The organism is Corynebacterium haematomassiliense, from assembly GCF_013978595.1.
Classification (GTDB): domain Bacteria; phylum Actinomycetota; class Actinomycetes; order Mycobacteriales; family Mycobacteriaceae; genus Corynebacterium; species Corynebacterium lehmanniae.
The window spans coordinates 177976-202947 of sequence record NZ_JACDTZ010000001.1 but is presented as its reverse complement, the minus strand read 5'-3'; the positions used below and the strand labels follow the sequence as shown (position 1 = coordinate 202947).

Annotated in this window: 25 protein-coding genes; 12 read left to right on the top strand and 13 right to left on the bottom strand. The window is 66.4% G+C overall.

Annotated features, from left to right (window positions below):
• The first annotated feature begins 5 nt into the window (after nucleotides 1-5).
• Together dapD and H0193_RS01020 are read left to right on the top strand one after the other, a co-directional pair.
• A complete protein-coding gene (dapD, locus tag H0193_RS01025) occupies nucleotides 6-980 on the top strand; it encodes a 2,3,4,5-tetrahydropyridine-2,6-dicarboxylate N-succinyltransferase (protein WP_181888169.1) in 975 nt (324 codons plus the stop codon).
• On the top strand, nucleotides 970-1515 hold the full coding sequence (locus tag H0193_RS01020; protein ID WP_181888168.1) for a GNAT family N-acetyltransferase: 546 nt from the start codon (nucleotides 970-972) through the stop codon (nucleotides 1513-1515). The genes dapD and H0193_RS01020 overlap by 11 nt, the downstream gene beginning before the upstream one ends.
• On the opposite strand, the gene H0193_RS01015 is transcribed toward H0193_RS01020, so the two are convergent.
• The 8 genes from H0193_RS01015 to typA form a co-directional block, all read right to left on the bottom strand.
• Nucleotides 1458-2546 carry an HNH endonuclease signature motif containing protein gene (locus H0193_RS01015; RefSeq protein WP_181888167.1) on the bottom strand — a complete coding sequence of 363 codons (1089 nt, stop codon included), beginning with the start codon at nucleotides 2544-2546 and terminating at the stop codon, nucleotides 1458-1460. The genes H0193_RS01020 and H0193_RS01015 overlap by 58 nt on opposite strands.
• Before the next feature lie 87 nt (nucleotides 2547-2633).
• Nucleotides 2634-3197 (bottom strand): GtrA family protein, encoded by a 564-nt coding sequence (locus H0193_RS01010; RefSeq protein WP_269952199.1) that lies wholly within the window; start codon nucleotides 3195-3197, stop codon nucleotides 2634-2636.
• A 60-nt stretch (nucleotides 3198-3257) separates the two neighbouring features.
• Nucleotides 3258-4358 carry a succinyldiaminopimelate transaminase gene (dapC, locus tag H0193_RS01005; protein ID WP_181888166.1) on the bottom strand — a complete coding sequence of 367 codons (1101 nt, stop codon included), beginning with the start codon at nucleotides 4356-4358 and terminating at the stop codon, nucleotides 3258-3260.
• Nucleotides 4359-4362: 4 nt separating this feature from the next.
• Complete coding sequence (fdxA, locus tag H0193_RS01000; protein WP_115686340.1) at nucleotides 4363-4686, bottom strand: ferredoxin; 324 nt, start codon at nucleotides 4684-4686, stop codon at nucleotides 4363-4365.
• Between the two features lie 12 nt (nucleotides 4687-4698).
• Nucleotides 4699-5022, bottom strand: a complete 324-nt coding sequence (locus H0193_RS00995; protein ID WP_181888165.1) for a hypothetical protein — start codon at nucleotides 5020-5022, stop codon at nucleotides 4699-4701.
• Entirely contained in the window at nucleotides 5019-5891 is an 873-nt protein-coding gene (mshB, locus tag H0193_RS00990) for an N-acetyl-1-D-myo-inositol-2-amino-2-deoxy-alpha-D-glucopyranoside deacetylase (protein ID WP_181888164.1), read from the bottom strand. Before mshB ends, H0193_RS00995 begins: the two co-directional genes overlap by 4 nt.
• Nucleotides 5888-7582, bottom strand: coding sequence for an ABC transporter substrate-binding protein (locus H0193_RS00985; RefSeq protein ID WP_181888163.1), 1695 nt, complete (start codon nucleotides 7580-7582; stop codon nucleotides 5888-5890). Before H0193_RS00985 ends, mshB begins: the two co-directional genes overlap by 4 nt.
• Before the next feature lie 11 nt (nucleotides 7583-7593).
• Nucleotides 7594-9510 (bottom strand): translational GTPase TypA, encoded by a 1917-nt coding sequence (gene typA / locus H0193_RS00980; RefSeq protein WP_181888162.1) that lies wholly within the window; start codon nucleotides 9508-9510, stop codon nucleotides 7594-7596.
• A 164-nt stretch (nucleotides 9511-9674) separates the two neighbouring features.
• Here typA and H0193_RS00975 point away from each other — a divergent pair, with 164 nt between their 5' ends.
• From H0193_RS00975 to H0193_RS00950, 6 genes are all read left to right on the top strand, one after another.
• On the top strand, nucleotides 9675-10346 hold the full coding sequence (locus tag H0193_RS00975; RefSeq protein ID WP_181888161.1) for an Rv1157c family protein: 672 nt from the start codon (nucleotides 9675-9677) through the stop codon (nucleotides 10344-10346).
• A 3-nt stretch (nucleotides 10347-10349) separates the two neighbouring features.
• Complete coding sequence (locus tag H0193_RS00970) at nucleotides 10350-10886, top strand: ribonuclease FAU-1 family protein (protein WP_181888160.1); 537 nt, start codon at nucleotides 10350-10352, stop codon at nucleotides 10884-10886.
• A 389-nt stretch (nucleotides 10887-11275) separates the two neighbouring features.
• Nucleotides 11276-12982: an ABC transporter family substrate-binding protein gene (locus H0193_RS00965; RefSeq protein WP_181888159.1), complete on the top strand. Its 1707-nt coding sequence runs from the start codon at nucleotides 11276-11278 to the stop codon at nucleotides 12980-12982.
• Between the two features lie 135 nt (nucleotides 12983-13117).
• A complete protein-coding gene (locus H0193_RS00960; RefSeq protein WP_181888158.1) occupies nucleotides 13118-14101 on the top strand; it encodes an ABC transporter permease in 984 nt (327 codons plus the stop codon).
• Between the two features lie 86 nt (nucleotides 14102-14187).
• Nucleotides 14188-15189, top strand: a complete 1002-nt coding sequence (locus H0193_RS00955) for an ABC transporter permease (protein WP_420838850.1) — start codon at nucleotides 14188-14190, stop codon at nucleotides 15187-15189.
• A complete protein-coding gene (locus H0193_RS00950) occupies nucleotides 15186-17153 on the top strand; it encodes an ABC transporter ATP-binding protein (RefSeq protein ID WP_181888157.1) in 1968 nt (655 codons plus the stop codon). The genes H0193_RS00955 and H0193_RS00950 overlap by 4 nt, the downstream gene beginning before the upstream one ends.
• Here H0193_RS00950 and H0193_RS00945 read toward each other — a convergent pair.
• From H0193_RS00945 to H0193_RS00925, 5 genes are all read right to left on the bottom strand, one after another.
• Nucleotides 17140-17607, bottom strand: a complete 468-nt coding sequence (locus tag H0193_RS00945) for a nucleoside/nucleotide kinase family protein (RefSeq protein WP_181888156.1) — start codon at nucleotides 17605-17607, stop codon at nucleotides 17140-17142. The genes H0193_RS00950 and H0193_RS00945 overlap by 14 nt on opposite strands.
• The gene (locus H0193_RS00940; RefSeq protein WP_181888155.1) at nucleotides 17604-18365 is read right to left on the bottom strand and encodes an energy-coupling factor transporter transmembrane component T family protein; all 762 of its coding nucleotides are present in this window, start codon (nucleotides 18363-18365) and stop codon (nucleotides 17604-17606) included. Before H0193_RS00940 ends, H0193_RS00945 begins: the two co-directional genes overlap by 4 nt.
• Nucleotides 18362-19693, bottom strand: coding sequence for an ABC transporter ATP-binding protein (locus H0193_RS00935; RefSeq protein ID WP_181888154.1), 1332 nt, complete (start codon nucleotides 19691-19693; stop codon nucleotides 18362-18364). Before H0193_RS00935 ends, H0193_RS00940 begins: the two co-directional genes overlap by 4 nt.
• Nucleotides 19694-20296, bottom strand: coding sequence for an ECF transporter S component (locus H0193_RS00930; protein ID WP_181888153.1), 603 nt, complete (start codon nucleotides 20294-20296; stop codon nucleotides 19694-19696).
• 137 nt (nucleotides 20297-20433) lie between these two features.
• On the bottom strand, nucleotides 20434-20793 hold the full coding sequence (locus H0193_RS00925; protein ID WP_181888152.1) for a DUF2218 domain-containing protein: 360 nt from the start codon (nucleotides 20791-20793) through the stop codon (nucleotides 20434-20436).
• Between the two features lie 114 nt (nucleotides 20794-20907).
• Between H0193_RS00925 and H0193_RS00920 the strand changes: the two genes are divergently transcribed.
• The 4 genes from H0193_RS00920 (at nucleotide 20908) to H0193_RS00905 (ending at nucleotide 24953) form a co-directional block, all read left to right on the top strand.
• Nucleotides 20908-21816, top strand: a complete 909-nt coding sequence (locus tag H0193_RS00920; protein ID WP_181888151.1) for a DUF808 domain-containing protein — start codon at nucleotides 20908-20910, stop codon at nucleotides 21814-21816.
• Between the two features lie 21 nt (nucleotides 21817-21837).
• A complete protein-coding gene (locus H0193_RS00915; RefSeq protein ID WP_181888150.1) occupies nucleotides 21838-22890 on the top strand; it encodes a hypothetical protein in 1053 nt (350 codons plus the stop codon).
• Between the two features lie 53 nt (nucleotides 22891-22943).
• The gene (locus H0193_RS00910) at nucleotides 22944-23363 is read left to right on the top strand and encodes a cupin domain-containing protein (RefSeq protein WP_181888149.1); all 420 of its coding nucleotides are present in this window, start codon (nucleotides 22944-22946) and stop codon (nucleotides 23361-23363) included.
• A gap of 138 nt (nucleotides 23364-23501) precedes the next feature.
• On the top strand, nucleotides 23502-24953 hold the full coding sequence (locus H0193_RS00905; RefSeq protein WP_181888148.1) for a DUF4185 domain-containing protein: 1452 nt from the start codon (nucleotides 23502-23504) through the stop codon (nucleotides 24951-24953).
• The last annotated feature ends 19 nt before the right edge of the window (nucleotides 24954-24972 follow it).

The window sequence follows — 24972 nt, the reverse complement described above, 5'->3', positions numbered from 1 at the left end:
TTGGCATGAATTCCCCAACTTCCGCGATTGCGCGCGGCGTCGCTACCATCACCCACGACGGCACCGTGCTTGACGTCTGGTACCCCGCCCCGCTAGTTGATGAGCCGGTTGTGGAAACCGGGACGCGTCGATTGGCAGAGCCCGACGCCCGCTTCGAAGAGCTCGTCGGCCCCGACGAGGCGCGCGGCGTCGCACGCGTGGCCGTGGAAACCGCGATCAAAGACCTGGCCGAGCCAGCCGTGGACGCCTACGACGTATACCTGCGCCTGCATCTGCTGTCGCACCGCCTGATCCGCCCCCACGGCGCCAACATGGACGGTGTGTTCGGTCTGCTGTCCAACGTGGTGTGGACCAACTACGGCCCCTGCGCCGTCTCCGATTTCCAGATGACCCGCGGCAAGCTTGCCGCCAAGGGCCCCGTCGTGGTGTTCTCCGTGGACAAGTTCCCGCGCATGGTCGACTACGTCGTGCCGTCCGGCGTGCGCATCGGCGACGCCGACCGCATCCGCCTCGGCGCCCACCTCGCCGAAGGCACCACCGTCATGCACGAAGGCTTCGTGAACTTCAACGCCGGCACGCTCGGCGCCTCCATGGTTGAGGGTCGCATCTCCGCCGGCGTTGTTGTCGGCGACGGCACCGACATCGGCGGCGGCGCCTCCATCATGGGCACCCTGTCCGGCGGCGGCAAGGAAGTCATCTCCCTCGGCGAGCGCTGCCTCCTTGGCGCGAACGCCGGCGTGGGCATTTCGCTCGGCGACGACTGCATCGTCGAAGCCGGCCTTTACGTCACCGCCGGCACCAAGGTCGTGCTCACCGCGCCGGTGGCCGAGGCCCTTGGCAAGGAGCCGGGCACCGAGATCAAGGCGCTGGAGCTCTCCGGCGCGAACGGCCTGCAGTTCCGCCGCAACTCCGTCACCGGCTCCGTCGAGGCTGTGCCCGCGAAGGGCATCGAGCTCAACGAAGCGCTGCATGCCAACTAACGTGCCCCTCCTCCGCGACGCGGAGCTGACGCTGCTGCCCTGGAGCGACGTCGATTCGTTGCCGGGGGTGCGCGCCGACATTGTGGCCACCAGCAACGACCCTGAGATGGTGCGCTGGACCACCGTGCCGCACCCCTACACCGGCGAGCACGCGAATGATTTCCTCACCGCTGTGCCGGACGGTGTCGAGAGATGGGCGTATGTCCTTGACGGCCGCTACGCCGGAAGCATCGAACTGCGCCCCGGCGGTGTGCTGGGCTACAGCACCGCGCCGTGGGCCCGCGGGAAGGGACTGACCACCCGGGCGCTGCGGCTCGTCGCCGCCCACGCGATTGCCCAAGGTCTGCGCCGGCTGGAGCTGCACATCGCCGAAGGCAATGCCGCCTCGCGTCGCGCGGCCGAGAAAGCCGGCTTCACATACGACGGGCTTCTCCCCGACCCGGTGCGCTTGCGCGGCCACGAGGACACGCTGGCCCGCTACGTGCTCCGCGCCCCAGAGGAACCGGAGCCGAACAGCACCTCCATCGCCCCGTAGGGGTGGTACCGGTTCGCCGCGGGGATCCCGTTTGGCGAGACCCACATCGGGGTCCCCTTGACCCGTTTGACACTGCCGCGGCGGTTCGCGTGCGAGCCGATGTCGTGGTTGACCTGGTTGTGGTAGCGGCACACCGGCACGAGGTTGCGCATGTTCGTCTCACCGCCTTCGGCCCAGGACTGCATGTGGTGGATCTCGCAGGAGTCGGAGCCGTGGCGGCAGCCCGGCCACGGGCACACCGTCAGCGTCAACCGGGCGAGGTCGCGCTGCTTGTCGTTGGCGTAGCGCTGCGTGTTGTACAGATTCAACGCGCCTTCGGTCGGGTGGAACAGCGCTACCTCTGCGAGTTCGGGCTCCGATGCTAGGTATTCGGCGCCGGTGATGGTGGTGCCGTCGGTGAGCCCGAGGATCACGTCGTCTCCGTCGCCGGAGAGGATCTGCACGTGCTGGTCCAGCCCCACCACCACAATCGGGCGGCGCACGGCGAAAGGTAGGCCTCCACCGCATCCCCGTACTAGATCGAGGAATCTTCGCAGCATCTGCGGCCCCGGCGGCTTGGTCGGGTCGAGGCCTTCGCGCAGGTAGTGCTCGATGTCGGCGGCGTCGTGCTCGTCGGCGGTGATCTGAATCGTGCGCCTGCCGTACACCGACCGGCCGAACCTGACCTGCAGTTTAGGCTTTGTCCGGGCAGGTTTGAGAATCAGCCGGTCCGCCTTCGCCTTGAGTTCGTGGTGGGTGCTGAACTTCTCCAGCAGTTTGCGGCGCACGCGCCACCGCTCGGCTTCGTTGGGGATCTTTTTCAGCCGGTCTTCGATGTAGACCAGCTGGCTCAGCGGGAACTCCTCGGCGGCCTTACGGGCGAGGCGTTGGTGTTTGGTCCACCTCGTGGGGCCGAAGTAGATGGTGTGGATCGCTTCCCACTTACTGGCCAGGTTCGGTATCACGCCGGCGGCGATGGCGGCGCGTTTGTCAAAGCCTTCAAGTACGCGGATGGTCGGTTGTGTGTTCAGGAACTCTTGGAATGGTGTCATGGCACACAAGCTATGACCGCGCAAGCCCCAAATCTAGACCCCGGCGAAAATGTGGATAACTTTTCCTGAGAATTTCACAATCCCCAGCTAGACGGACGATTTTGGCTTTCCGAAGGTCCAGAATTTGTTGATGATGAAGTTCACCGGCATGGCAATGAACGTCGAAATGGCTTGTGCCCAGTAGGACTTGGTGCGCAGTCCGGAGGAATCGTCGAAGATGTGGTCCGGCAGGCCGATCGGCGTGGTGGGGTTCATCAAAAGCGTCATGCACGTCAGCGACACGGCGAACGCGAGCGCGCCGGTGGCCAAGAACGGGAAGAAGCCGCGCAGCCAGGAGCGCCCGTGCACGCCGCGGAAGGTCCAGGAGCGGTTGAGCTGGTAGTTCCAGGTGTTCGCCAACAGGAACGCGAGCGTGGACAACACGTGGTACCAGCGCACGTTCCAGCGGGTGGCGCCGAGTTGCATGACCACGTCGTTGGCGTGAAGGTCCAGGCCGTTTTCCAGGGCCTTGTTGGCCAGGTAGAACACGACGAAGTTCACCAGCACGCCGGAGCCGCCGACGATGCCGAAGCGCAGGAATTGGCGCAGCCCGGCGACGAATCGCACCGCTGTGCTCCCGCCGGCTGGTGCGGCGGCGTGCTCGTGCGTCACGGACAACCTCCTCGAAAAAGTACGCAAAACTTACGTAAGTGTAGTCCCGGGAGGTCGAAGTTAAGAAACCAGGCGCTTGGCGGCTTCGGCGATGCGTTCGTCGGTGGCGGTCAGCGAGATGCGCACGTGGTTCGCGCCGGCCGGCCCGTAGAAGTGGCCAGGGGCTGCGAGGATGCCGCGGTCTGCGAGCCAGTCCAGCGTTTCGCGGGAGCTCATTGCTTCTCGACGGCACCAAAGGTACAACCCGGCATCAGAGTCGTCGATAGTAAAGCCCGCCTCCGGCAGCGCCTTCATGAGTTCGACGCGGCGCATGGCGTAGGCGGAACGCTGCATTTCCTCGTGCATGTCGTCGCCGAGGGCGGCGACCATGGCGGCCTGGATGGGGCCGGGCACGATGAGACCGGAGTGCTTGCGCACGAGCAGCAGTTCCTGCACGAGCTCCTCGTCGCCGGAGATGGTGCCGGCGCGGTAGGACGCCAGGTTGGATGTCTTCGACAGCGAGTGCAGCGCGAGCAGCCCGGTGTTGTCGCCGTCGGTGACGGACGGGTGCAGGATGGACACCGGCTCGGCGGACCAGCCGAGGTAGAGGTAGCACTCGTCGGAGGCGATAATCGCGCCGGTGTCGCGGGAGAACTCCACCCAGGCGCGCAGCTCGTCCGCGGTCGCCACTGCCCCGGTCGGGTTCGACGGGGAGTTGACGAACACCAAGGCGGCGTCGCGGGGCGCGGCCGCGGGGTCGTCGCAACGCACGACCTCGCAGCCGGCCACGAGCGCGCCGACCTCGTAGGTGGGGTACGCGACCTCAGGGATGACCACTTTCTCGCCGCGCAGACCGAGCAGCGTGGGCAGCCACGCCACGGCCTCCTTCAGGCCGATCACGGGCAGCACAGAGCGCTCGTTCAGCCCGGCGATGCCGAAGCGGCGCTCAAGCGAAGAGACGATGGTGGCGCGCAGCTCGGGCGTGCCGGCGGTCTGCGGGTAGCCGGGGGCCGCGGCGGCCTCGGTCAGCGCGAGCTGGATCGACGGGGCGACCGGGTCGACGGGGCCGCCGACGGACAGGTCGATCAGCCCGCCGTCGTGCGCGGCGGCGCGCTCGCGCACGTCCGCGATGGTGTCCCAGGGGAAGTCCGGCAGCCGCGATCCGAGTGGAGTGCGAGCCAACGGCCTAGTCCTGGTTCTGCGGCGGCAGGGCGGCCACGAACGGGTGGTCGAAGTCCTGCGGGCCGGTCTTGGCCGCGCCGCCCGGGGAGCCGAGCTCGTCGAAGAAGCCGACGTTGACGTCGTAGTACTCGCTCCACTCGTCGGGGGTGTCGTCCTCGTAGAAGATGGCCTCGACCGGGCATGCAGGTTCACAGGCGCCGCAGTCGACGCACTCGTCGGGGTGGATGTAAAGCATGCGCTTGCCCTCGTAGATGCAATCAACGGGGCATTCTTCAACGCAGCTGCGGTCCATGATGTCGACGCACGGTTGAGCAATCACGTAAGTCATGGCAACAGTATGTCACTTCGAACGAATCATGGGCCAAACGCCACCCACTATGCCGGCAACAAATAGCATCAACGACCAGCCAGTTGGCGGGAGTACGGCCAGTGAAATGAAAAACGCGCAGCCCCACACCCCCAGCGGCGCGAGCGCCCAGGTCTCCGACCACAACCGTGCCGTCTTCGTCAGCACCGCGTTGAACGACAGCGCGACAACCGCCCAGATCCAGTTGAGGTAGACCACCTCCAACACGAGCGAGACGAGCGCGCCGACGCTGAGCCACACCAGCCCGGCGATCGCTTCGCCCCGGGAGAAGTCGTCGCGCACTGCGGGTCGTGTCATCGGGCGATCCCGGTGAGCAGCGAAGCGCCGTCGTCAAGCGGAAGCCCCGCGCCCAGTTGGTAGTGCTCGACGCGCTGGATCGGCTGGATGATCAGGTTCGACAGCGCGTAGTAGACCACCGGGCCGGCGGCGAGCGCGGCGTGGGGGTTGACGTCGGTGGTGCGCCCGTCCGCGATCCACAGCTGGGTGGCGTGGGCGCGCATCGCTTCGACCTTGGCGCTGTAGGCGGCGTCGTTGAGCTCGACGCGGACGTCGGAGGTGTCCACGCCGTCGAGCTCACCGTCGTCGGGCAGGCGCCAGCCCTCGGGCGCCTCGGCGGGCATGAGCGCGGCGGTCTCCTCGGCGAGGCGCACCGCCCACATGATGCGCGGGACTCCGACGCGCTCGGCGGCGGCGTGGGTGATCTCGTGGGCGCGGATGTGGTCCGGGTGGCCGTAGCCGCCGTCGGGGCCGTAGGTGAGCACAAGGTGCGGCTTTTCCGCGTCGAAGATGGCAGCAAGCTTCTCGACGGCCACGTCACCCGAATTCACAAACGCCCGCGGATTTTTACTCGCCGGCGATCCCGCCATGCCGGAGTCGCGGAAGCAACCGGCGCCACCGAGGAACTGCCCGCGCGCGCCGATCGCGTTGAGGGAGCGCTGCAGCTCCTGGATGCGGAACCCGCCGAGCTGGTCCGCCTCGTCGGCGACAAGGTGCTGGTAGGGCTCGCCGATGACCTCGCCCTCCTCGCCAAGGGTGCAGGTGACCACCAGCACGTCCGCGCCGCGTGCCGACAGGTCTGCGAGCGCGCCGGCGGTGGTGATCGCCTCGTCGTCCGGGTGGGCGTGCACGGCTACAACGCGGTAGCCAGAAAGGTCTCTATCGGTCATGGAACCTCCTGTATTTTTGTTCGCCGCCCCACTGTATCGGCCAGCGTCCACGCGCCCGCGGACGACAGCCCGCCGGGCCACTGCCCCGGCTGCGTGCCCGCCGCGCGCACCCCGCCCGCGGTGGCGGCCAGACGGGTCTCGCGCAGCAGGGGCACCCAGAGCGCTTCTCGGTGCTCGATCGCCGCGACACGTTCGGCGGCTATTTCTGGCGGGATGTCGCCGGCGAGGATGGCGCGTGCCAGCTCGTCGCCGGCGACAGAGCAGAAGCCCGCGAGGTTGCCAGCGCGGCCGGTTTCTGCAGGGCAGGCGATGCGGCTGGCCAGTGTGTTCGCGGGGGCGTCTGCGAAATCGCCGTCGTTGCGCCAATGCACCACGATGTCCACCTCGCCCGCTGGCAGGCCGCGCGCGGCGATGGCGGGCAACTCGTTGGCCACGATGCGGGCGGGCACATCCGCGTTGTTGAGCACATCCACCAGCGAGCGCGCGGCAGAGCTGGCGGCCGGGTCAGCCGCGTCCGCGGCGACGCGCAACACCTTGCCGTCGGCGGCGAGGGCGTGAAGCAGCGCCAGCGAACCAGGGTCGGTCGGGGCCGCGGCATCCACGTTGGTGCTGCGCCGGGCGGCGATGTGGGCGAGCAGGGGGACGTCGATAAGCGAACGCACCTCCGCGCGCGCCTGCGCCGAAAGCCCGCTGGTGGCGGACAGTGTGACGCCCAAGGTGCGGTCGCCCGGGAACGTGCGGGTGTCCACGTCCGGGATCAGCCCGAGCACATCCGCGCTGGTGTCCTGCGGCACCATGTCCACGAACGCGAGCTGTCCGCTGCGCAGCTGGTCCGCCACCTGGGTGGTGTCGCGCGCCGCGGCGAGGGTGAGGATGTCGATCGGCGCCGGGTCCGGGCCCCAGAACCTGTCGTTGCGGTTCAGCGTGACGGTTCCGTGCGCCCGGTCCACGCTGCGCACCAGGTAACGGCCGGCCGATGCAGGCACCGTGTTGCGCAGCGCGTAGGCGAAGTCGGCGGCGTCCGCGGCAAGCAAGTGCGACGGCAACAGGTGGCGGAACAGCACCCGCCAGTCCCCCACCGGCTGCGCGAAATCCACGTCCACGACCTTCCCGCCGGGCCCGCTAACGCGCACGTTGGACACCGCGCGGTACGCGGCCGGGTCCACCACACCGGCGGTTTGTGTCATTCCGCGCCACAGGTAGGCGAAGTCCGAGCCGGTGATCGGGGTGCCGTCGGACCACTGCGCGTTCGGCGAGATGACGTAGCGCACCGTGAACGCGTCCGGCGACGTCGGCAGCACCGACGCCCCGACAAGCAGGTTCGGGTCCTTCGTGCCGTCCGCCTGGAACGCGCTGGGCAGGACGAGGTCGGCGATGCCGCGCACGACGGCGGACTCGTCGCCGACCAAGTGCGGGTTGAACCCCGCGCGTACGGGGTCGACGCCGAGCTGTGCCTGCGGACGTCCATTGGCGGGTTCTTGGTTGGTGCCCTGCTCCTCGGCGTTGTTTGCGCCGTTAGCGTGGTCTGAGCCGCCGTTATCGGCGTCGTGCTCGGAGACGGCATCCGGGCGGTCCTGCGGCTCCACCAGCGGTGGCGGGCCCGGGTCGGCCGCGCAGGACGCCGCGAGGCAGAGCACGGAAAACGCCGCCGCAGCACGGGTGGCTGGGCGGCGCGTTCTACTTGGGTGCATGGAAGAACAGGCTAGCTGTTCTTCTGCTTCGCGCGGGAGCGGGCGCGGCCGCGCTCGGTGGCGTTGAGGATGATCTTGCGCACGCGCATCGCCTCGGGGGCGACCTCGACGCACTCGTCGTCGTCGCAGAACTCGATGGCCTCATCCAGGGAGAGGGTGCGGGCCTTCTGCAGCGTGACCGTGGCGTCCGCGGTGGCGGAGCGCATGTTGGTAAGCTTCTTTTCCTTGGTGATGTTGATGTCCATGTCTTCGTCGCGGGAGTTCGCGCCGACGACCATGCCCTCGTAGGTTTCCGCGCCGGGCTCGACGAAGAAGTCGCCGCGGTCTGCCAGCTGCTGCAGGGCGTAGGCGGTGACCTGGCCGGAGCGGTCGGCGACCAGGGAGCCGGTCGGGCGGCCCTTGATCTCGCCCGCCCACGGGCGGTGCTCGATGGAGTACGAGTTAGCGATGCCGGCACCGCGGGTCTCGGTGAGGAAGGTGGTGCGGAAGCCAATCAAGCCTCGCGACGGCACGTCGAACTCCATGCGCACCCAGTCGCCGGAGCCGGCGTTGCCCATCGAGGTCATCTGGCCTTTCCGGCTGGCCATAAGCTGGGTGACGGCGCCCTGGTGCTCGGCGGGCACGTCGATGATCATGTGGTCGTACGGCTCGTAGGTCTTGCCGTCGACCTCCTTGGTCACCACCTGCGGCTTGCCCACGGTCAGCTCGAAGCCCTCGCGGCGCATCGTCTCGATGAGCACGGTGAGAGCCATCTCGCCGCGGCCCTGCACCTCCCATGCGTCAGGACGTTCGGTGGGCAGCACCTTGATGGAGACGTTACCGATCAGCTCCTGGTCCAGGCGGGCCTTGACCATGCGGGCGGTGAGCTTGTCGCCGCCGTTGCGGCCGGCCATCGGGGAGGTGTTCACGCCGATGGTCATGGAGATCGCCGGGTCGTCGATGGCGATGCGCGGCAGCGGTTCGACGTGCTCTGGGTCGCACAGCGTGTCGCCGATCATGATGTCCTCGACGCCGGAGATAGCGGCGATGTCGCCCGCGACCACGTCGCCGGTGGCCGGCACTCGGTCCAGGCCCTCGGTGACCAGAAGCTCGGCGACCTTGACGTTCTTGACCTGCTGGTTGCCCTCGGAGTCGTAGTGGACCCAAGCGACATTCTGGCCCTTCTTCACGGCGCCCTTGTACACGCGGATCAGCGCGATGCGGCCCAGGAAGGAGGAGGAGTCCAGGTTGGTCACCTGCGCCTGGAACGGCGCGTCGATCTCAGCGGACGGCTCCGGCAGCACGTCGTAGATGACGTCGAACAGCGGCTGCAGGTCCTCGTTGTCCGGCAGGTTGCCGTTGCCCGGGTTTTCCAGGCCTGCGCGGCCCGCGCGGCCGGAGGTGTAGAGCACCGGCAGCTCGAGCAGGTTCTCGGCGGCCTCTGCGGCCTCCGGGTCCTCCAGGCCAGCGCCGAGCTCGAGGAGCAGGTCCTGGGCTTCCTCGACGACCTCGTCGATGCGGGCGTCCGGGCGGTCGGTCTTGTTCACGCAGATGATGACCGGCTTCTTCGCCTCGAGTGCCTTGCCGAGGACGAAGCGGGTTTGCGGCAACGGGCCTTCGGATGCGTCGATAAGCAAAACGACGCCGTCGACCATGGACAGGCCGCGCTCGACCTCGCCGCCGAAGTCGGCGTGGCCCGGGGTGTCGATGACGTTGATGACGAGGTCCGCGCCGTCCTTGCCCTTGCCGGCGCGGCGGATGGCGGTATTCTTGGCCAAAATGGTGATGCCGCGCTCGGACTCGAGCTCGCCGGAGTCCATCACGCGGTCGCCGTGTTCGCCGTGGTCGCCGAACACGCCGGACTGCTCCAGCATGGCGTTGACCAGGGTGGTTTTACCGTGGTCGACGTGGGCGACGATGGCTACGTTGCGAAATTCAGGGTGCGACACAGAGATAGGTCCTTTGCGTTGGCGGAAATAACGCCTAAACGATACTCCCGCCTGCGCTGAATCGCATTATCCCGCCAGCGAACCGCAGCCTGCGCGCGCACGATTCCCACAGTAATATCCCAGTTCCGCTTGACGTTGTTACGGATGTGACTAATGTGGCGCAAGTGCACAACTATCTTTCACTCTCCAGGACCGTCGTTGCGGCGGTGTGCGCTGCCGGTTTGTTGGTGACCGGAGGCGTCGCTAAGCACACCGCTTCTGCGCAGTCCTCTTTCCTCGACCCGCTAGGCAGGCCCACGCCCGAGACTGTCGCACGCGTGAACGCGTTCGCGGACCAGCCTCACGTCCCGCCGAAGGTGGGCAACGCACTGCGCACCGCGGTGCAGTTCTACGCGGGCGGCGACGAGATCGGCGGCCCGCCACTGCCTGACGACGCCCCACAGTTCACCCAGTTCTACTGGCCCACAGTCTCCGGCAACTGCATCGGCGAGGGACTGCACTCCACCGCCTCCGCCATCGCAGTGCCAGGTCCCACCCAGTCCCCCGCCCCGGGCGCGAAGGCGGGCCAAACCACGTTCGTCTTCACCGCACTCGGCACCCCAGCGGCCGCCAAAGAGCAGGGCCAGATGAAGGTGTACTGGATCAACCTGGGCAATTTCCGCACCGGCGTAACGCCGTTGGGCAATAACGGGATTAACCCAACAGGACCGGCCACCCTGTCCGCGACCGCGGACACGGGCTCCGGGCGGGTTCTGGCAGTCGTTGACGGGAGTGTGCGCACCGTCGACAAGCTCTGCCCCTTCGCACCGACCGCCGCATCTATTGACGTGAGGTAACCAATGGCCGCCGATCTGCACCCCGTGAAGCAGGAGACGTTCGACACCGCAGCGAACATCAACACCGACCCGAAGGGGTTTCTGCGCGAGGTGGACACGTTCCACGTCACCGACTTCGGCCTGTACATGGGCCGCGGCGCCGACCACCCGGAGTTCGGCTACCTGGAGAGCTGGCTGCTTCCGGAGCTGGGACTTCGCGCCAACATCTTCCACTACCGCGAGGGGGCGGAGCGCGCGCAGGACTTCTACTTCGACGTCGCCGACATCGACGTCGACGGCGAGGTGTGGAGTACCCGGGACCTCTACGTGGACCTGGTGTCGCTGACCGGCAACCCGATCGACGTACTGGACATCGACGAGCTCGCCGCCGCCACGTCTGCCGGCTACATCACCGCCGAGGACGCGGAGAAGGCTATCGACGTCACGCTGGCCGCCGTCGAAGGCATCACCCGCCACGGCGACGACGCCATGGAGTGGCTACGTGCTCAGGGCATCGAACTGACGTGGGCCGACAATGTGGAGCTGACACCGGTCGGGTAATTTACCTCGCGTTCACCCCATCCACCGCCACGGTGGATGGGGTTTTTGCGTTCTGTGAATATCATTCACATTTTCTATAGTCCGGCAGCTTTCGCTGTTCACACGTCACACCCGGCATGAACTGCCCTTTTGCCAGATCATTCAGATTGGCTGAAAAACTGCTGGGCATAAAACGCAAAATACTTTCCCAAATCAATGTGAACTAGGTGACACGTGCGGTAGGTTGTGTTCAACCTGATTCACGTCGTGTTTACCAAGACGGTGTCTACCGAACGGTGCTGTACGAACCGTGTGCAGGGGCCGCCGGAAGTTTCTCCGGCACCATTGCCCGCCTTGGGCAACCGTCGCAAAGCAATCTGCGGACGGACGACCTACGAAAGGAACTGACCATGAGCAAACGTCTCCGTGTCGCGGCTCTCGCCGGCCTCTCCTCCATCTCCCTCGTCCTCGCCTCCTGCTCCTCGGACGGAAACTCCGAGGGCACAGCCGCAGGTGGTGGCCAGGACACCGCGAACACCCAGGCTGAGACGTCCGGTGACAACGGCGAAAAGCTCGAAGTCAACGCCGCGGGCGACTACAACCCGCTCGAGCGCGACCAGATCCAGGATGGCGGCGAGCTCACGCTCGCGATCACCGAGATCGCCGAGCAGCAGAACATGTTCCACGCGAACATGAACCTCTACACCCGCTCACTGTGGACGAAGTACAACCCGGTGCTTTCGCTTTTCGACGGTGACGGCACCTACCACCCGAACCCGGCGTACCTCACCGATGTGAAGGACGAGGTTGTCGACGGCAAGACCGTGGTCACCTACACCATCAACCCGGAGGCCAACTACAACGACGGCACCCCGATCGACTGGACCGCCTACGAGAACACCTGGAAGTTCAACAACGGCACCAACCCGGACGTGCAGGTCAACTCCACCGACGGCTACGAGCTGATCGAATCCGTCGAACGCGGCGAGGACGACAAGCAGGCAGTGGTCACCTTCAAGCAGGCGTACCCGTGGTGGGAAGGCCTCTTCGACTCCCTGGTCCCACCGCAGGTCAAGGACGCGGATACCTTCATGAACGCCTACCTCAAGCAGGTCCACCCCGAGTGGGGCGCAGGCCCGTTCAAGGTGGAAAACGTGGACTTCGAAGGCGGCACCGCGACCTTCGTGCCCAACGAGAACTGGTGGGGTGAAAAGCCGAAGCTGGACAAGATCACCTACCGCCAGATGGAAGACCAGGCGTCCCTGAACGCCTTCCGCGCAGGTGAGCTCGACGCCACCGGCGTGGGCACCCGCGACCGCCTGGCCACCGCGAAGGAGATGGGCGATGCGGTGGAGATCCGCACCGCGCTGCGCCCGTCCACCTTCCTCATGACCATCAACTCCACCGCCCCGGGCCTGGAGGACATCAAGGTGCGCGAGGCGATCATGCGCGGTGTGGACCGCGAGCAGCTCGCCGCCATCCGCTTCCAGGGCCTGGGTTACGAGGAGGACCTGCCGGGCTCGTTCAACCTCTTCCAGACCCAGGACGGCTACGAGGACAACTTCGGCGAAGTAGTCCAGTACGACCCGGAGAAGGCCAAGGAGCTGCTGAAGGAGGCCGGCTACGACGAGGCGAACCCGCTGTCCATCCGCTACGTCACCCTCGGCGACTCCCCGATGGTGCAGGCCACCACCTCCGCCATCCAGGCGATGCTGCGCAACATCGGCATCGACGTCCAGGTGGAGGAGCGCCCGAGATCCGACTTCTCCAAGGTCACCGCTGAGCGCGACTTCGACCTGTTCATGTCCGGCTTCAACTCTTCCGACCCGTTCGGCGTGGCGTACTTCGGCCAGATCTACGCCTCCGACTCCGAGCTGAACAAGTCCGCCACCGGCACCCCGGAGATGGACAAGAAGATCGAGGAACTGCAGCAGATCGCGGACGCGGACGAGCAGATCAAGCGCGCCAACGAGCTGGAGAAGGAAGCCCTGCAGCAGTACGGCATCATGCCGTACGCCAACGGCCCCGAGATCGTGGCCGTGCAGAAGGGCCTGGCCAACTACGGCGCCAACTCCTTTGCGGTCCTGCCGATCGAGAACGTGGGTTGGGCGAAGTAACTCCCCCCACCTTCAACCTGGTGAAACACCCGCGATGAGTGTGAGCCCGCCCAGCGTGAGCGCTGGGCGGGCTTCCGCACTTGCATCGCCGAATAACCTCCTGCACACCCGCTGACACCGGAACTGAGAGCGCACATGTTTCGATACCTGCTCAGGAAGACGCTGAGTTGGGGCCTGATCGTTTTCTTGGCCACCAACCTGACCTACTTCCTCGCCAGCTTTTTCCTCGACCCGCGAGCCAACTACTTCGGCCGCCGCCCACCTTTGCCCGAAGACCAGATCGACGCTCTGCTCGAGCCGTTGAACCTGAGCCCCAACACCCCGCTCCTTGAGCGCTGGTGGACCTGGCTCACCGGCATCCTCACACGCTGGGACTGGGGCAAATCCCCGCTCGGCGACTCGGTCAACGAGCAGGTCTCTTACCGCATCTGGGTCTCCGCCCAGCTGACGCTGTTCGCGACCCTGCTGTCCATCATCATCGGTGTCGCGCTCGGCGTATACACCGCATCGCGCCAGTACAAGCGGGCGGACCGCATGTGGCAGGGCATCTCGATCATCACCATGAACATCCACGTGGTTGTGGCGTCGATCGCCGTGGTGTGGTTCGGCCTCAAGGTCAACGAGTGGACCGGCAAGCGCATCTTCTACGTCACCGGCGCCTCCTCCCCCGGTGTTGAAGGCTTCGGCGCGAAGATGGTGGACTACGCCCAACACCTGGTGCTTCCCACCCTGTCACTGTTGATCATCTCGTACGCCGGCTACCACTTCATGCAGCGCACACTACTTCTGGATAACCTGAACGCGGACTACGTGCGCACCGCTCGCGCGAAGGGGTTGACCAAGGCGAAGGCGGTGCGTCGTCACGCATTGCGCACCTCGCTGATCCCGGTGGCCACCTCCGTGGCGTTCTCCGTGCCCGGCATCTTCACCGGCGCCGTGATGACGGAGCGCATCTTCGCCTGGCAGGGCATGGGCCAGTACTTCATCCAAACCATTGCGCGTAACGACGTCCACGGGGTCGTCGTCGTGGCCGCGTTCGGCGCCGCCATGACGGCCGTCTCCGCCATCCTGGCGGACCTCATCGTCGTCGCCCTCGACCCGCGCGTGCGCGTGAGCTAAGGAGCACCGAAATGGCACCGAACACCTCCCGCGGCGTATCCCGCAAACTGAAAGACCCCCGCGCGCACAGCTCCACCAGCCTGGGCATGCACGCGAACATGCCGCTGAACGACCTCACCGCCATCTCCGAGACCGGCCGCCAAGCCGACGGTGTGATGAGCGAGGAGCGCGACACTCCCCCACCCATCCCGAAGCAGGGCAACAGCATCGACGACCAGCGGACGATGCGCGCGACGCGGAAGTCCAAGATCTACTTCCGCCGCTTCATGCGCAACAAGGCTGCGGTCCTCGGCCTAATCATTTTCTTCCTGCTGGTCTTGCTCGCTGTCTTCGGCAAGTTCCTCACCCCGTGGAACTACCAGGACCCGGACTTTTTGAACCTGTCCGTGCCGCCGTCGTCAGAGCACTGGTTCGGCACGACGGATTCCGGCAACGACCTCTTCGCCCAAGTCGTCCACGGCCTGGGCCGCTCGCTGACGATCGCGGTGCCGGCGTCGATCGCCACCACCATCATCTCCGCACTCATCGGCGCAGGCGCGGCGCTTTACGGCGGCAGGGTGGAAAAGGTCATCCTGGCCGTCATCCACTTCCTGCTGGCTGTGCCGACCTTCCTCATCATCGCCCTGCTGGTCTCCGGCTCGGGCGGCGATTGGAAGGTGCTCACCGTCGTGCTCATCGCGTTCGGCTGGATGTACTCGGCGCGTGTGATCTGGTCGCTTTCGCTGTCCATCCGCGAAAACGATTACGTGCGCGCCGCGAAGTTCATGGGTGTCTCCCGCCCGAAGACGATCATGCGCCACGTCATCCCGAACGTCGCCTCGCTGCTGATCATCCAGCTGATGCTGGGCATCGTCTCCACCATCATGTCGGAGACCGCGCTGTCCTTCCTCGGCCTGGGCGTGAAGCTTCCCGACGTGTCCCTGGGCACGCTTTTGCAGACGGGCACGTCGACGCTGATCACCGCCCCGTGGCAGTTCTACTTCCCGGCGCTGATCCTGACCCTGCTCACCGTGTCCATGGCGTTTATCGCAGATGGCCTGCGTGACGCGCTCGACCCGAACTCGAACTCCGGAGGTTCCGCAGCATGACAACCAGCATCCACAACCCCGGCGGCGCAGGCTTCGGCGGCGCGGCCCCGACGCCTACCGGCGACCCGGTGCTGTCCGTGCGCGACCTCCACGTCTCCTTCCCCTCGGAAGCAGGCGTGGTCCGGGCGGTGCGCGGCGTGGACTTCGACCTCTACCCCGGCCGCACCCTCGGCATCGTGGGCGAGTCCGGCTCCGGCAAGTCCGTCACCTCGCTCGCCGTGATGGGTCTGCTCCCCGAGTACGCGAACGTCACCGGCTCCGTGAAGTTCGCCGGCGACGAGCTGCTGGGTAAATCCGATAACGCGATGTCCAAGATCCGCGGCAACGGCATCGGCATGATCTTCCAGGACCCGCTGTCCGCACTGACCCCGGTCTACGACATCGGCACCCAGCTGGTGGAGGCGATCCAGGCGCACAACAGCATCTCCAAGTCCAAGGCGATGGACCGCGCCGCGGAGCTGCTCGATCTCGTGGGCATCCCGGAGCCGAAGAAGCGCCTGCGCTCCTTCCCGCACGAGTTCTCCGGCGGCATGCGCCAGCGCGTCGTCATCGCGATTGCGATCGCGAACAACCCGAAGGTGCTCATCGCCGACGAGCCGACCACCGCGCTCGATGTGACCATCCAGGCGCAGATCCTCGAAGTGATCAAGAAAGCCCAGCGCGAAACCGGCGCCGCCTGCATCATGATCACCCACGACATGGGTGTCGTCGCCGGCACCGCGGACGACGTGCTGGTGATGTACGGCGGCCGCCCGGTGGAGCGCGCCGAGGTGCACGAACTGTTTGGCAACCCGAAGATGCCGTACTCCGTGGGTCTTTTGGGCTCCACCCCGCGCGTGGACCAGCCGTCCACAGAGCCGCTGACGTACATCGAGGGCAACCCGCCAATGCTTATCGACGTCGCGGACCGCTGCCAGTTCGCCCCCCGCTGCCCCATCGCAGTCGACGAGTGCCTGGCCAAGGAGCCGGCGCTGATCCCGGACAAGGGCGATGACGACGAACACCTGGTCGCCTGCATCCGCCGCGATGAGATCGTGGAGGGCAAGATCAGCGGCAAGCCGCTCTTCCCCGCCCCGAAACTGCCGGAGAACAAGTACGCGGGCATCCCGCGCGAGGACCGGGAGATCACGCTCGAGGTGGAGAACCTGCACCGCGAATTCCCCCTGACCAAGGGCGCGCTGGTCAAGCGCCGCATCGGCACGGTCCACGCGGTCAAGAACATCTCCTTCGACGTGCGCGCCGGCGAGTGCATGGCGATTGTGGGCGAGTCGGGCTCCGGCAAGACCACCACGCTGCTGGAGATTATGAACCTCGAGCCGGAGCCGGATTCGCGCATCGTCATCTGCGGCCAGGACGCGGCGAAGATGAACACCGCGCAGCGCCGCGAGGCCCGCAAGAACATCCAGATGGTCTTCCAGGACCCGATGAGCTCGCTCAACCCGCGCATGACGGTCAAAGAGATCATTCAGGAGCCGCTGGACGCGCTCGGCTACGAGGGCGACAAGGACGCCCGCATCTCCGAGCTGATGCGCACCGTGGGATTGGACGCGAAGCAGCTGGACCGCTTCCCCGGCCACTTCTCGGGTGGCCAGCGTCAGCGCATCGGCATCGCCCGCGCCCTTGCGACGAACCCGTCGGTGATCGTGCTGGATGAGCCGGTCTCTGCGCTGGACGTGTCCATCCAGGCGGGCGTGATCAACCTGCTGGATTCACTGAAGCGCAAGCTCGGCCTGTCCTACCTGTTCGTCGCGCACGACTTGTCGGTGGTGCGCCACCTGTCGGACCGCGTGGCGGTGATGTACAAGGGCGACTTCGTGGAGTTCGGCGAGACGGACGACGTCTTCGACAACCCACAGCACCCCTACACCAAGGCGCTGCTGTCGGCGATCCCGATCCCAGATCCGGACGCCGAGCGTGCGCGCGAGCGCACGGTATACAAGCCCGAGGAGGTCACACCCTCCTAACCTCCACGTCCACCGGGAGTGTGGGCAGGAGCTTCTCCTGCTCGGCCCACATGTCCCACCAGGGTGCGTAGCCCGGGTCCCGCTTCAGGGCCCGGGCTTTTCGCATCTCTTCGGCCGCGACAACCCGCAGCGTGTCCACTTCCCCGCGTGCTTTCGCCTTGCTTATCGACGCCTCCGTCACCGCCCCCACCCCCTCCACCACGAGGTCCGCGCCGGGCACGAGCGGCACCCATTCCGCGCGTTCATTCCGCCCCCAGTCCCAGCGCCAGAATCCGGGTGCCACCGGGTCGAGGACGGCGTCGGCGACCATGCGGGCGCCCTCGGCAAGCCCGCCCCAGCCGGGGTAGAAATCGTCCAGGTGCACCACCTGGATGTCCAGTACGCAGCCGATGTGGTTGGCGAGGGTGGTTTTGCCGGAGCCCGAGAGGCCGTCGATAAGCAGCGTGTACGTCATCGCACCGCCCACACCGGGCGCAGGTAGCCGGTCGCCCACGCGAGCGCGAGCGCGACGAGCGCGACGGCGAGGCAGACGGCCATGACCGCCCAGTCGCGGGAGTGCAGCTTGGATTCGCGCGCCCAGGAGCGCCTTCGGGGCCCGCCGAAGCCGCGGGCCTCCATGGCGGTGGCGAGCTTGCCGGCGCGGCGCAGCGACATCACAAGCAGGCCAAAGGACAGGGAGAACCAGTACTTGATCTTGCCCTGGTCGGCGATGCCGCGGGCGCGGCGGGAGCGGCGCATGGCGTCGAGGTCGTCGCGAAGCAGGGTGAGCATGCGAAGTGCCGCGACGGTGCCGATGACGAAGCGTTCCGGCAGGTGCAGCACTTGGGCGAGCCCGTCGCCGAGGTCGGTCGGGTCCACGTCCGCGGACAGCAGCACCACCGGCAGCGCGATGGCGAGCACTCGCAGCACCACCGCCCACGCCAAAGAAACCGACAGCTCGGTGACGTGCACCAGCCCCCACTCGAGGTACGTCTCCCCGCCCGCCTGGCCGTAGAGCGCCATGGGGATGCCCGCCAGCGGCGCGATAAGCAGGATCGGCAGTGCGCGTTTGGCGAAGCGGCCGTAGCCCAGCCCGCACACCGGCACCATGAGCAGCGTGAACGCGAGGACGAAGGTGGCGGAGACCCAGTCGATGGTGAACATCAGCGGCGTGGTCAGAAGCACCAGGCCGAGGATGCGGGTGACGGGGTTGATGTCGCGCAGCAGGTTCATCGGTCACCTCCGGCGACGATCTCTACGATGTGGTCGCCCAGCGAGGCGATGAACGCCTCGTCGTGGGTGATGGACATGACGGTCACGCCCTGCTCCGTCAATTCGCGGATCAGGCCGACGAGCTCGACGAAAGTGCGGTCGTCCTGGCCGAACGTGGGCTCGTCCAAAATGAGCAGCTGCGGGGCGTTGACCAGCGCGGTGGCCACGGACAGGCGCCGCTTTTCGCCCCCGGAGAGGGTAAACGGGTTCGCGTCCACTAAGTGCTCCAGGCGCAGTCGGCGCAGCAGGTCGTCGATACGTTCCTGCGGCGCGCCGGACAGCGCCATCTCCTCGCGCACGGTGGCGGTGACGAACTGGTGCTCCGGCTCTTGGAACACATACCCGATGCGGCTGGCCAGATCCTTCGACGACCACTTGATCGACGGTGCGGTCAGCCCCTGCCGGATGGTCTCCGAGTACTCCACCTGGCCTTCTTCCGGCGGGGTCAGCCCCGCCAGCACCTGCACCAGCGTGGTCTTGCCGGAGCCGTTCTCGCCGGTGATCACGGTGGAGTACCCCTCCGGCGCGCGCATCGTGCGCAGCGGCCCGAAGCGCGTGAGCACTTCCTGTGTTGCGACAGCCGAAGGCACCCCCGCCGGTACCCTTCTCGACGGCGGCAGCTCAGGCGCGCCCGGCAGCTCGTCAGCGCTGATGCGGGCGAGACCCGTCCGGTCCAGGCGGTAGTACGTGTCCACCACATGCGCCCAATGCTTCGGGCGGTGCTCCACCACGATCAAAGTGGCGTCGGTCAGCTGGCAAACGCGGTCCACCGCGGCGATTACCTCGTCGCGCCCGCGCGGGTCCAGGTTGGCGGTGGGCTCGTCCAGGATGAGGATGTCCGCGCCCATCGCGATCACGCCCGCCAAAGCCAGGCGCTGCTTCTGCCCGCCGGATAAGTGCGCGGTGCGGTGGTCCAAGGCGACGTCGAGGCCCACGGCGTCGAGGGCGCGCTCCACCCGCGGCCAGATTTCCTCTCGCGGCACCCCGAGGTTCTCGGCGCCGAAGGCGACGTCGTCGCCCACCCGCGACAGGATCGTCTGTGCCTCCGGGTCCTGCAGCACCATGCCGACGGTTCCGTCCACGTTCAGGGTGCCGGTGCGGCTGCCGTCCTCGGAGTCGTCGATAAGCTTTGCGATGACCGCAAGCAGCGTCGACTTCCCCGAGCCCGAATCGCCGGTGATCAGGATGCGCTCGCCGCGCTCGACGTCAAGGTCGACGCCGGAAAACGCCGGATCAGGGCGCGTCGCGTGCTGGTAGGACAGCCCCCGGGCGCGGATGACCGGCGCCATCTACGCGGCCTGGTCGAAGCGCTCGCGGCCGGCGCCGAAGCGGTCCAGCGCGCCGGTCTTTGCCAGCGCCTTGACCAGGTAGTACGAGAACACGCCGGCGAGGACCGCGCCGGAGATGATCAGGCAGGTCAGGTAGATTAGGTTGAATTGCAGGCTCATCGCGAGGTTCGGCGTGAGGAACAGCTCCAGGATGAACGCGCCGACACCAGCGCCGATACCGGAAAGCACCGCCGTGAACAGGCCGAAACGACGGTAGGCAAAGATCAAGAAAATCAGCTCGGCGCCGAAGCCCTGGGCCAGACCTGAGTAAAGCGTCTCGATGCCCCACTGGCTGCCAAGTACCGCAGAAACGGATGCGGCGACAAGCTCGACGAACACCGCGGCGCCCGGCTTGCGAATGATCAGGCCACCGAGCACACCGCCAGTGAACCAGATGCCGGTAACCAGACCGCCCAGGCCCGGAGTCAGGGCGTCGAGCGCCTTAAACCCTGCGTCGCCAATGCTGTTCCACACCCAAAACAGCAGGCCGCAGGCCACACCCAGCACAGCGGCGGTGACGATGTCCACGACGCGCCAGGAGTTCTTCTTTGCGGGCACAGTCATGTGCGAATCTTCCTTCCTATCGCCGGCATTACCCGGATCAGGTTCTACGGTTCGCCGAACATCCTCGGCGTCTCAGCCACCGCGTTGTTGCGCGGCAGCACCCGTGTGGGGCATTCAGTTGTCGCAAAGATATTACATCATTGGCTGGGCGGCTCCGGCTCGGAGGCTGTGAAGCTTTGCCCAGGCCCGTCGCCGCGTTGCCACTGCACGGCCAGACCGTCGCGGGCACCGAAACGCACCAGATGCGTGCCGACGACGCGCTCGAAGCGCTCGACCGCGTCGGCCGTGCCGTCGATACGCATGTGCAGCACCTCCTCCCCCGCAGCGAGGCTGCACGTGGTGCCCTCCCCAGCATCTTCTGGCGCGGGGAATGTAATCGCACCCTCGCTGGCATCCTCGTCCCACGACGCCTCGACTTTCCTGCTGAAGTGGGAAGCGAGCTGTTTGCCGTAGCGCTCGGGACGGGCTGTTTTCACGTTGGCCTGTGATGTCTGCATGCCACCACCCTAACAGAGGTTAGGCAATCCTTACCCCACGCCGCGAGGCCGGTTACACCTGTTTCCGTATACTGGCCAAGTTACTTTTCCCCACCTCCCGAGGAGAACCCCCACATGGCCGGTGGCCTACTCGCCCTGCTCGACGACGTCGCCCTGATCGCCCGCCAAGCCGCCGCAAGCATCGACGACGTTGCCGGCATGACCGCAAAGACGTCTTCGAAGGCCGCCGGCGTGGTCATCGACGATGCCGCGGTGGCCCCGCAGTACGTCGAAGGCGTGACGCCGGCGCGCGAGCTGCCGATGATCTGGCGCATCACCAAGGGTTCGCTGCGCAACAAGCTGGTCTTCATTTTGCCGGTCGCGCTGCTGCTCAACGCGTTCGCGCCGTGGGCGCTGACCCCGATTCTCATGCTCGGCGGCTCCTACCTCGCGTTCGAGGGTGCGGAGAAGATCGCGCACAAGCTGTCCTCCAACGACGACGAGGAAGCCGAGAAGGCGGCCAACAAGTCCGACCAGGACGAAGACGCGCTGGTCAACAGTGCTATCCGCACGGACCTGATCCTGTCCACGGAGATCATGTTCATCTCCCTCGATGAGGTCAAGGATCAGTCGGTGTGGATGGAAGCCGCCGTGCTGATCGCGGTGGCGATCTTCATCACCATCGCCGTCTACGGTGCAGTGGCGCTTTTGGTCAAGATCGACGACATCGGCCACGGCATGATCAAGCGCGGCAACGCCCCGAAGACCGGCCGCGCGCTGGTCAAGGGCATGCCGTACGTGCTCAACGCCATCGGCATCATCGGCACCGTGGCAATGCTGTGGGTGGGCGGCCACCTGCTCATCCGTGGCTTCGACGAGGTCTTCGGCTGGCACTGGCCGCACGACGTCATCGCCATGGGCCAGGAGGCCGTCGGCGGCGGCGCGCTGGGCTGGCTGGTGGAGACCGGCGTTTCCCTGGTGGCGGGCCTTGTCGTCGGTTTCATTGTGCTGGGCGTGGTGCAGCTGGTGAAGAAGCTGCGCTAGCTCCTGCCTACAATTTCCTCCATGGCAGCCAAGCAGTACTCTCTTGCCCCGTCCACGTGGGGTGCCGGCGTGGAAGTCCCGGTGGACCACGTCTCGCAGGCCACCCTCTTCTCCGATTTTGCGGGCCGCAAGGGCACCACGTACGTCGATGTGGTGTTGGAGGCGAACCCGCTGAACCGCTCGTGGCGCGTGCGCCGTCGCAGCGGCGGGGAGCTGCCGGGGCCTGTGCTCGGCGAGGTCGCGCCCGAGTGGCGCGCCCACTTCGACGAAGTGGAGCGCGTCCACTCGTCGTTTCTGCAGCCCGCCACGGTGGCCGCGGTCAACCTGAATAAGGACACGGGGCGTTTCGACGTGCACGTGGTCCTGCCGGAGCCGCAGCTCGCGGTGCCGCGCAACAACGCGCCCGAAGAAGCTGCGGTGCTGCTGCCGGGAGACATGCTGGTCATCGACACCTCCGTCGGCGAATTCGAGGCCGCCGAACTTTCCGCCCGCTCCCCCGGCCAGTGGTTCGTGGGGCTTGTGCCTATCGACGGCACTCCGCTGGCCACCCTCGACGGCCGAGTCCTCGGCGCCATCGCCGAGCCCGACGGCGAGGCCGTGCTCGCGTGGCTGTCACAGTTCCCCAACGGCGGACTCTGGGCGCGCGCGGTGGTCTTGGACGGCATGGCCGCCCTCGACGCTGCCAGCCCAGACGAGGGCACCGAGCAGATCCCCGCCTTGAGTGCCGCGCCGCAGCGGCGCCCGGAGCCGTGGCAGCTCATCGAGTTCCCCGGCGGCGGCTGGGCCGTGACCGTGGAGCGCGACTTCGCCACCGACCCGGTCGACGAGGTCAAGCCGAAGCACACGGCCCGCTACGTCTCGCTGGGAGGCGGGGCGCGTCCCGAAGAACTCTCCGCGCCGACAGAGATGTTCGGCCGCGTCGACGAGCCCGCCGAAGCCGAATCCCCGAGGCGGCCGGAGCCGACCGCCGTGGCTGCGCAAAACACCCGGGACGGCTACCTCACCGAGGTGGAGAAAGTCCAGCTCAGGAGGAAAAATAGGAAGCGTCGGCGGGGCGGACGCCACCGTCGATAAGCAAAAGCTCCTAGGCTGAGGTGTGCACAACTTCCGACAACCGAGGAGGCATGATGGCCGACCAGGGACCGAACCCGTTTGTGGTGGACATTGAGAAGGCGACGCTGGACAACGAGGCGTTCCGCGACACGCTGTGGACCGGCAAGAACCTGCAGCTGACCGTGATGACCATCCCGGTCGGCGGCGAAATCGGCGCCGAAATCCACGACGACCACGACCAGTTCCTCCGCCTCGAAGAGGGCGAGCTGCGCGCGCAGATCGGCCCGTCCGAGGACAACCTCGAAGTAGACGAAGTGATTAAGGCCGACTGGGCCGCATTCGTGCCGGCGGGCAAGTGGCACAACTTCGTCAACGAATCCGACGCCCCGGCGAAGCTGTACTCCATCTACGCCCCGCCGGAGCACGCCCCCGGCACCCGCCACGAGACCAAAGCGGAGGCGGATAACGACCCGCAGGAGACCGACGCGGTCTAGACGCAACGCAGGTCACAGCCCGGAAACCAACGTGTCGTTTCCGAGCTTTTCCGAACGCCTCCTCAGCGCCGTTTCAGGTGCTAGAGTGCTCGATGGTTCTGAAATGTCTAACCAACATCTGTAGAAAAGGCGAGCCTCATGCGCACCCAGACAACCCCGAAGATCCTCATCAGCGCTGGTGTGGCTAGCGCCCTCGCACTGTCCGCCGTGGCAGTGCCCCAGGCCCACGCAGAGTCGAGCGTGTCCAGCCTGTCTTCCTCCTCCGGCACCCCCGCGAAGAAGAAACGCGACAAGAAGCCCTGGGTGCCCGTGGAGCCGCCGAAGAAGACCGCGTCGAAGCCGCTGCGTCTCCCCAACGGCACCACCATCCAGGTCATGGACGACGTGCTGGGCAAATACTCCGCCCACACCGGTTTCCGCTCCGGCGACCTGGGCGCAATGGCGCCGATGGGCAACGGCGAGTTCGCCATGATCTTCGGCGACTCCTTCCGCGGCAACTTCGGCCAAGGGTGGATGAGCCCCGTCGGCGTGGTGGCCAAGATGGACGAGGACGGCTTTATCAAGATCCTCCGCCCCATCGACAACACCTCCGAGGTCAGCGACATGATCTCGTACCACCGCATCAACGACAGCACCCTGATCCCATCCGACGTGATCAACGTCGACGGCACGCTGTACCTGCACGGCACGTTCCATGCCCCCTTCGGCACCGTCGTCTCCTCCAACGTGTGGAAGTCCGACGACGGCGGCAAAACCTGGAAGGAAATCAGCTCCACCCCCGGCAACCACATGCGCGGTATGACGCAGCTGATCAGCTGGGACAATGGTCCGGACGGCTACATCTACGCCACCTCCACCAAGTTCGGCCGCGAATCGCCCGTGTACCTGTGGCGCTTCAAGCCGGAAGACATTGACAAACCGGGCAACTGGGAGGGCTACAGCGCCCAGATCGACGACTGGTCCAACCACGCCGAGCCGATCCTGAAGAACAACGTGAAGGCTGGCGAGATGTGCCTGCGCTACATCGACGGCCACTGGGTCCTGGTCATGTTCAACGAGGACTCGCAGGACGTCGAGGTGCGCATCTCCGAGACCCTGGGGCGCAACTGGGACAACGTGCGCGTGGCCAAGATCGCGCGGAACGGGTCCTGGGACAACGAGCAGACCCCGCTGAACTGGTCGCAGCCCTACGGCGGCTACATCGTGCCGGGCTCGCACCTGGACGACATGGACATTGTCGTCTCGCAGTGGAAGACCTCCGACAACAGCCGCTACACCGCCACCCAGTTCAACGTGAAGGGGCTGGACAAGGTCTACGGCATCGACGCGGACGAGGTGCGCGAGGAGCCGGAGGTCACGGTGGTCAAGCAGGGCTCCGAGACCACTGCGGACATGGAGGCCGAGGACAACCTGGTCAACGACAAGCCGGAGCTGTTCATGTCCTCCGAGGACAGCGAGGCGCTGGGCACCCTGCGCACCGTCGGCATCATCCTGGGCGTACTGGCGACCGTCGGCGCCATCGGTGCCGTGACGCTGCCGATGTATCGGGACATGCTGCCGGAGCCGATCCAGCAGATGCTGCCGATCTAGAACCTTTAGCAAAGCCCAG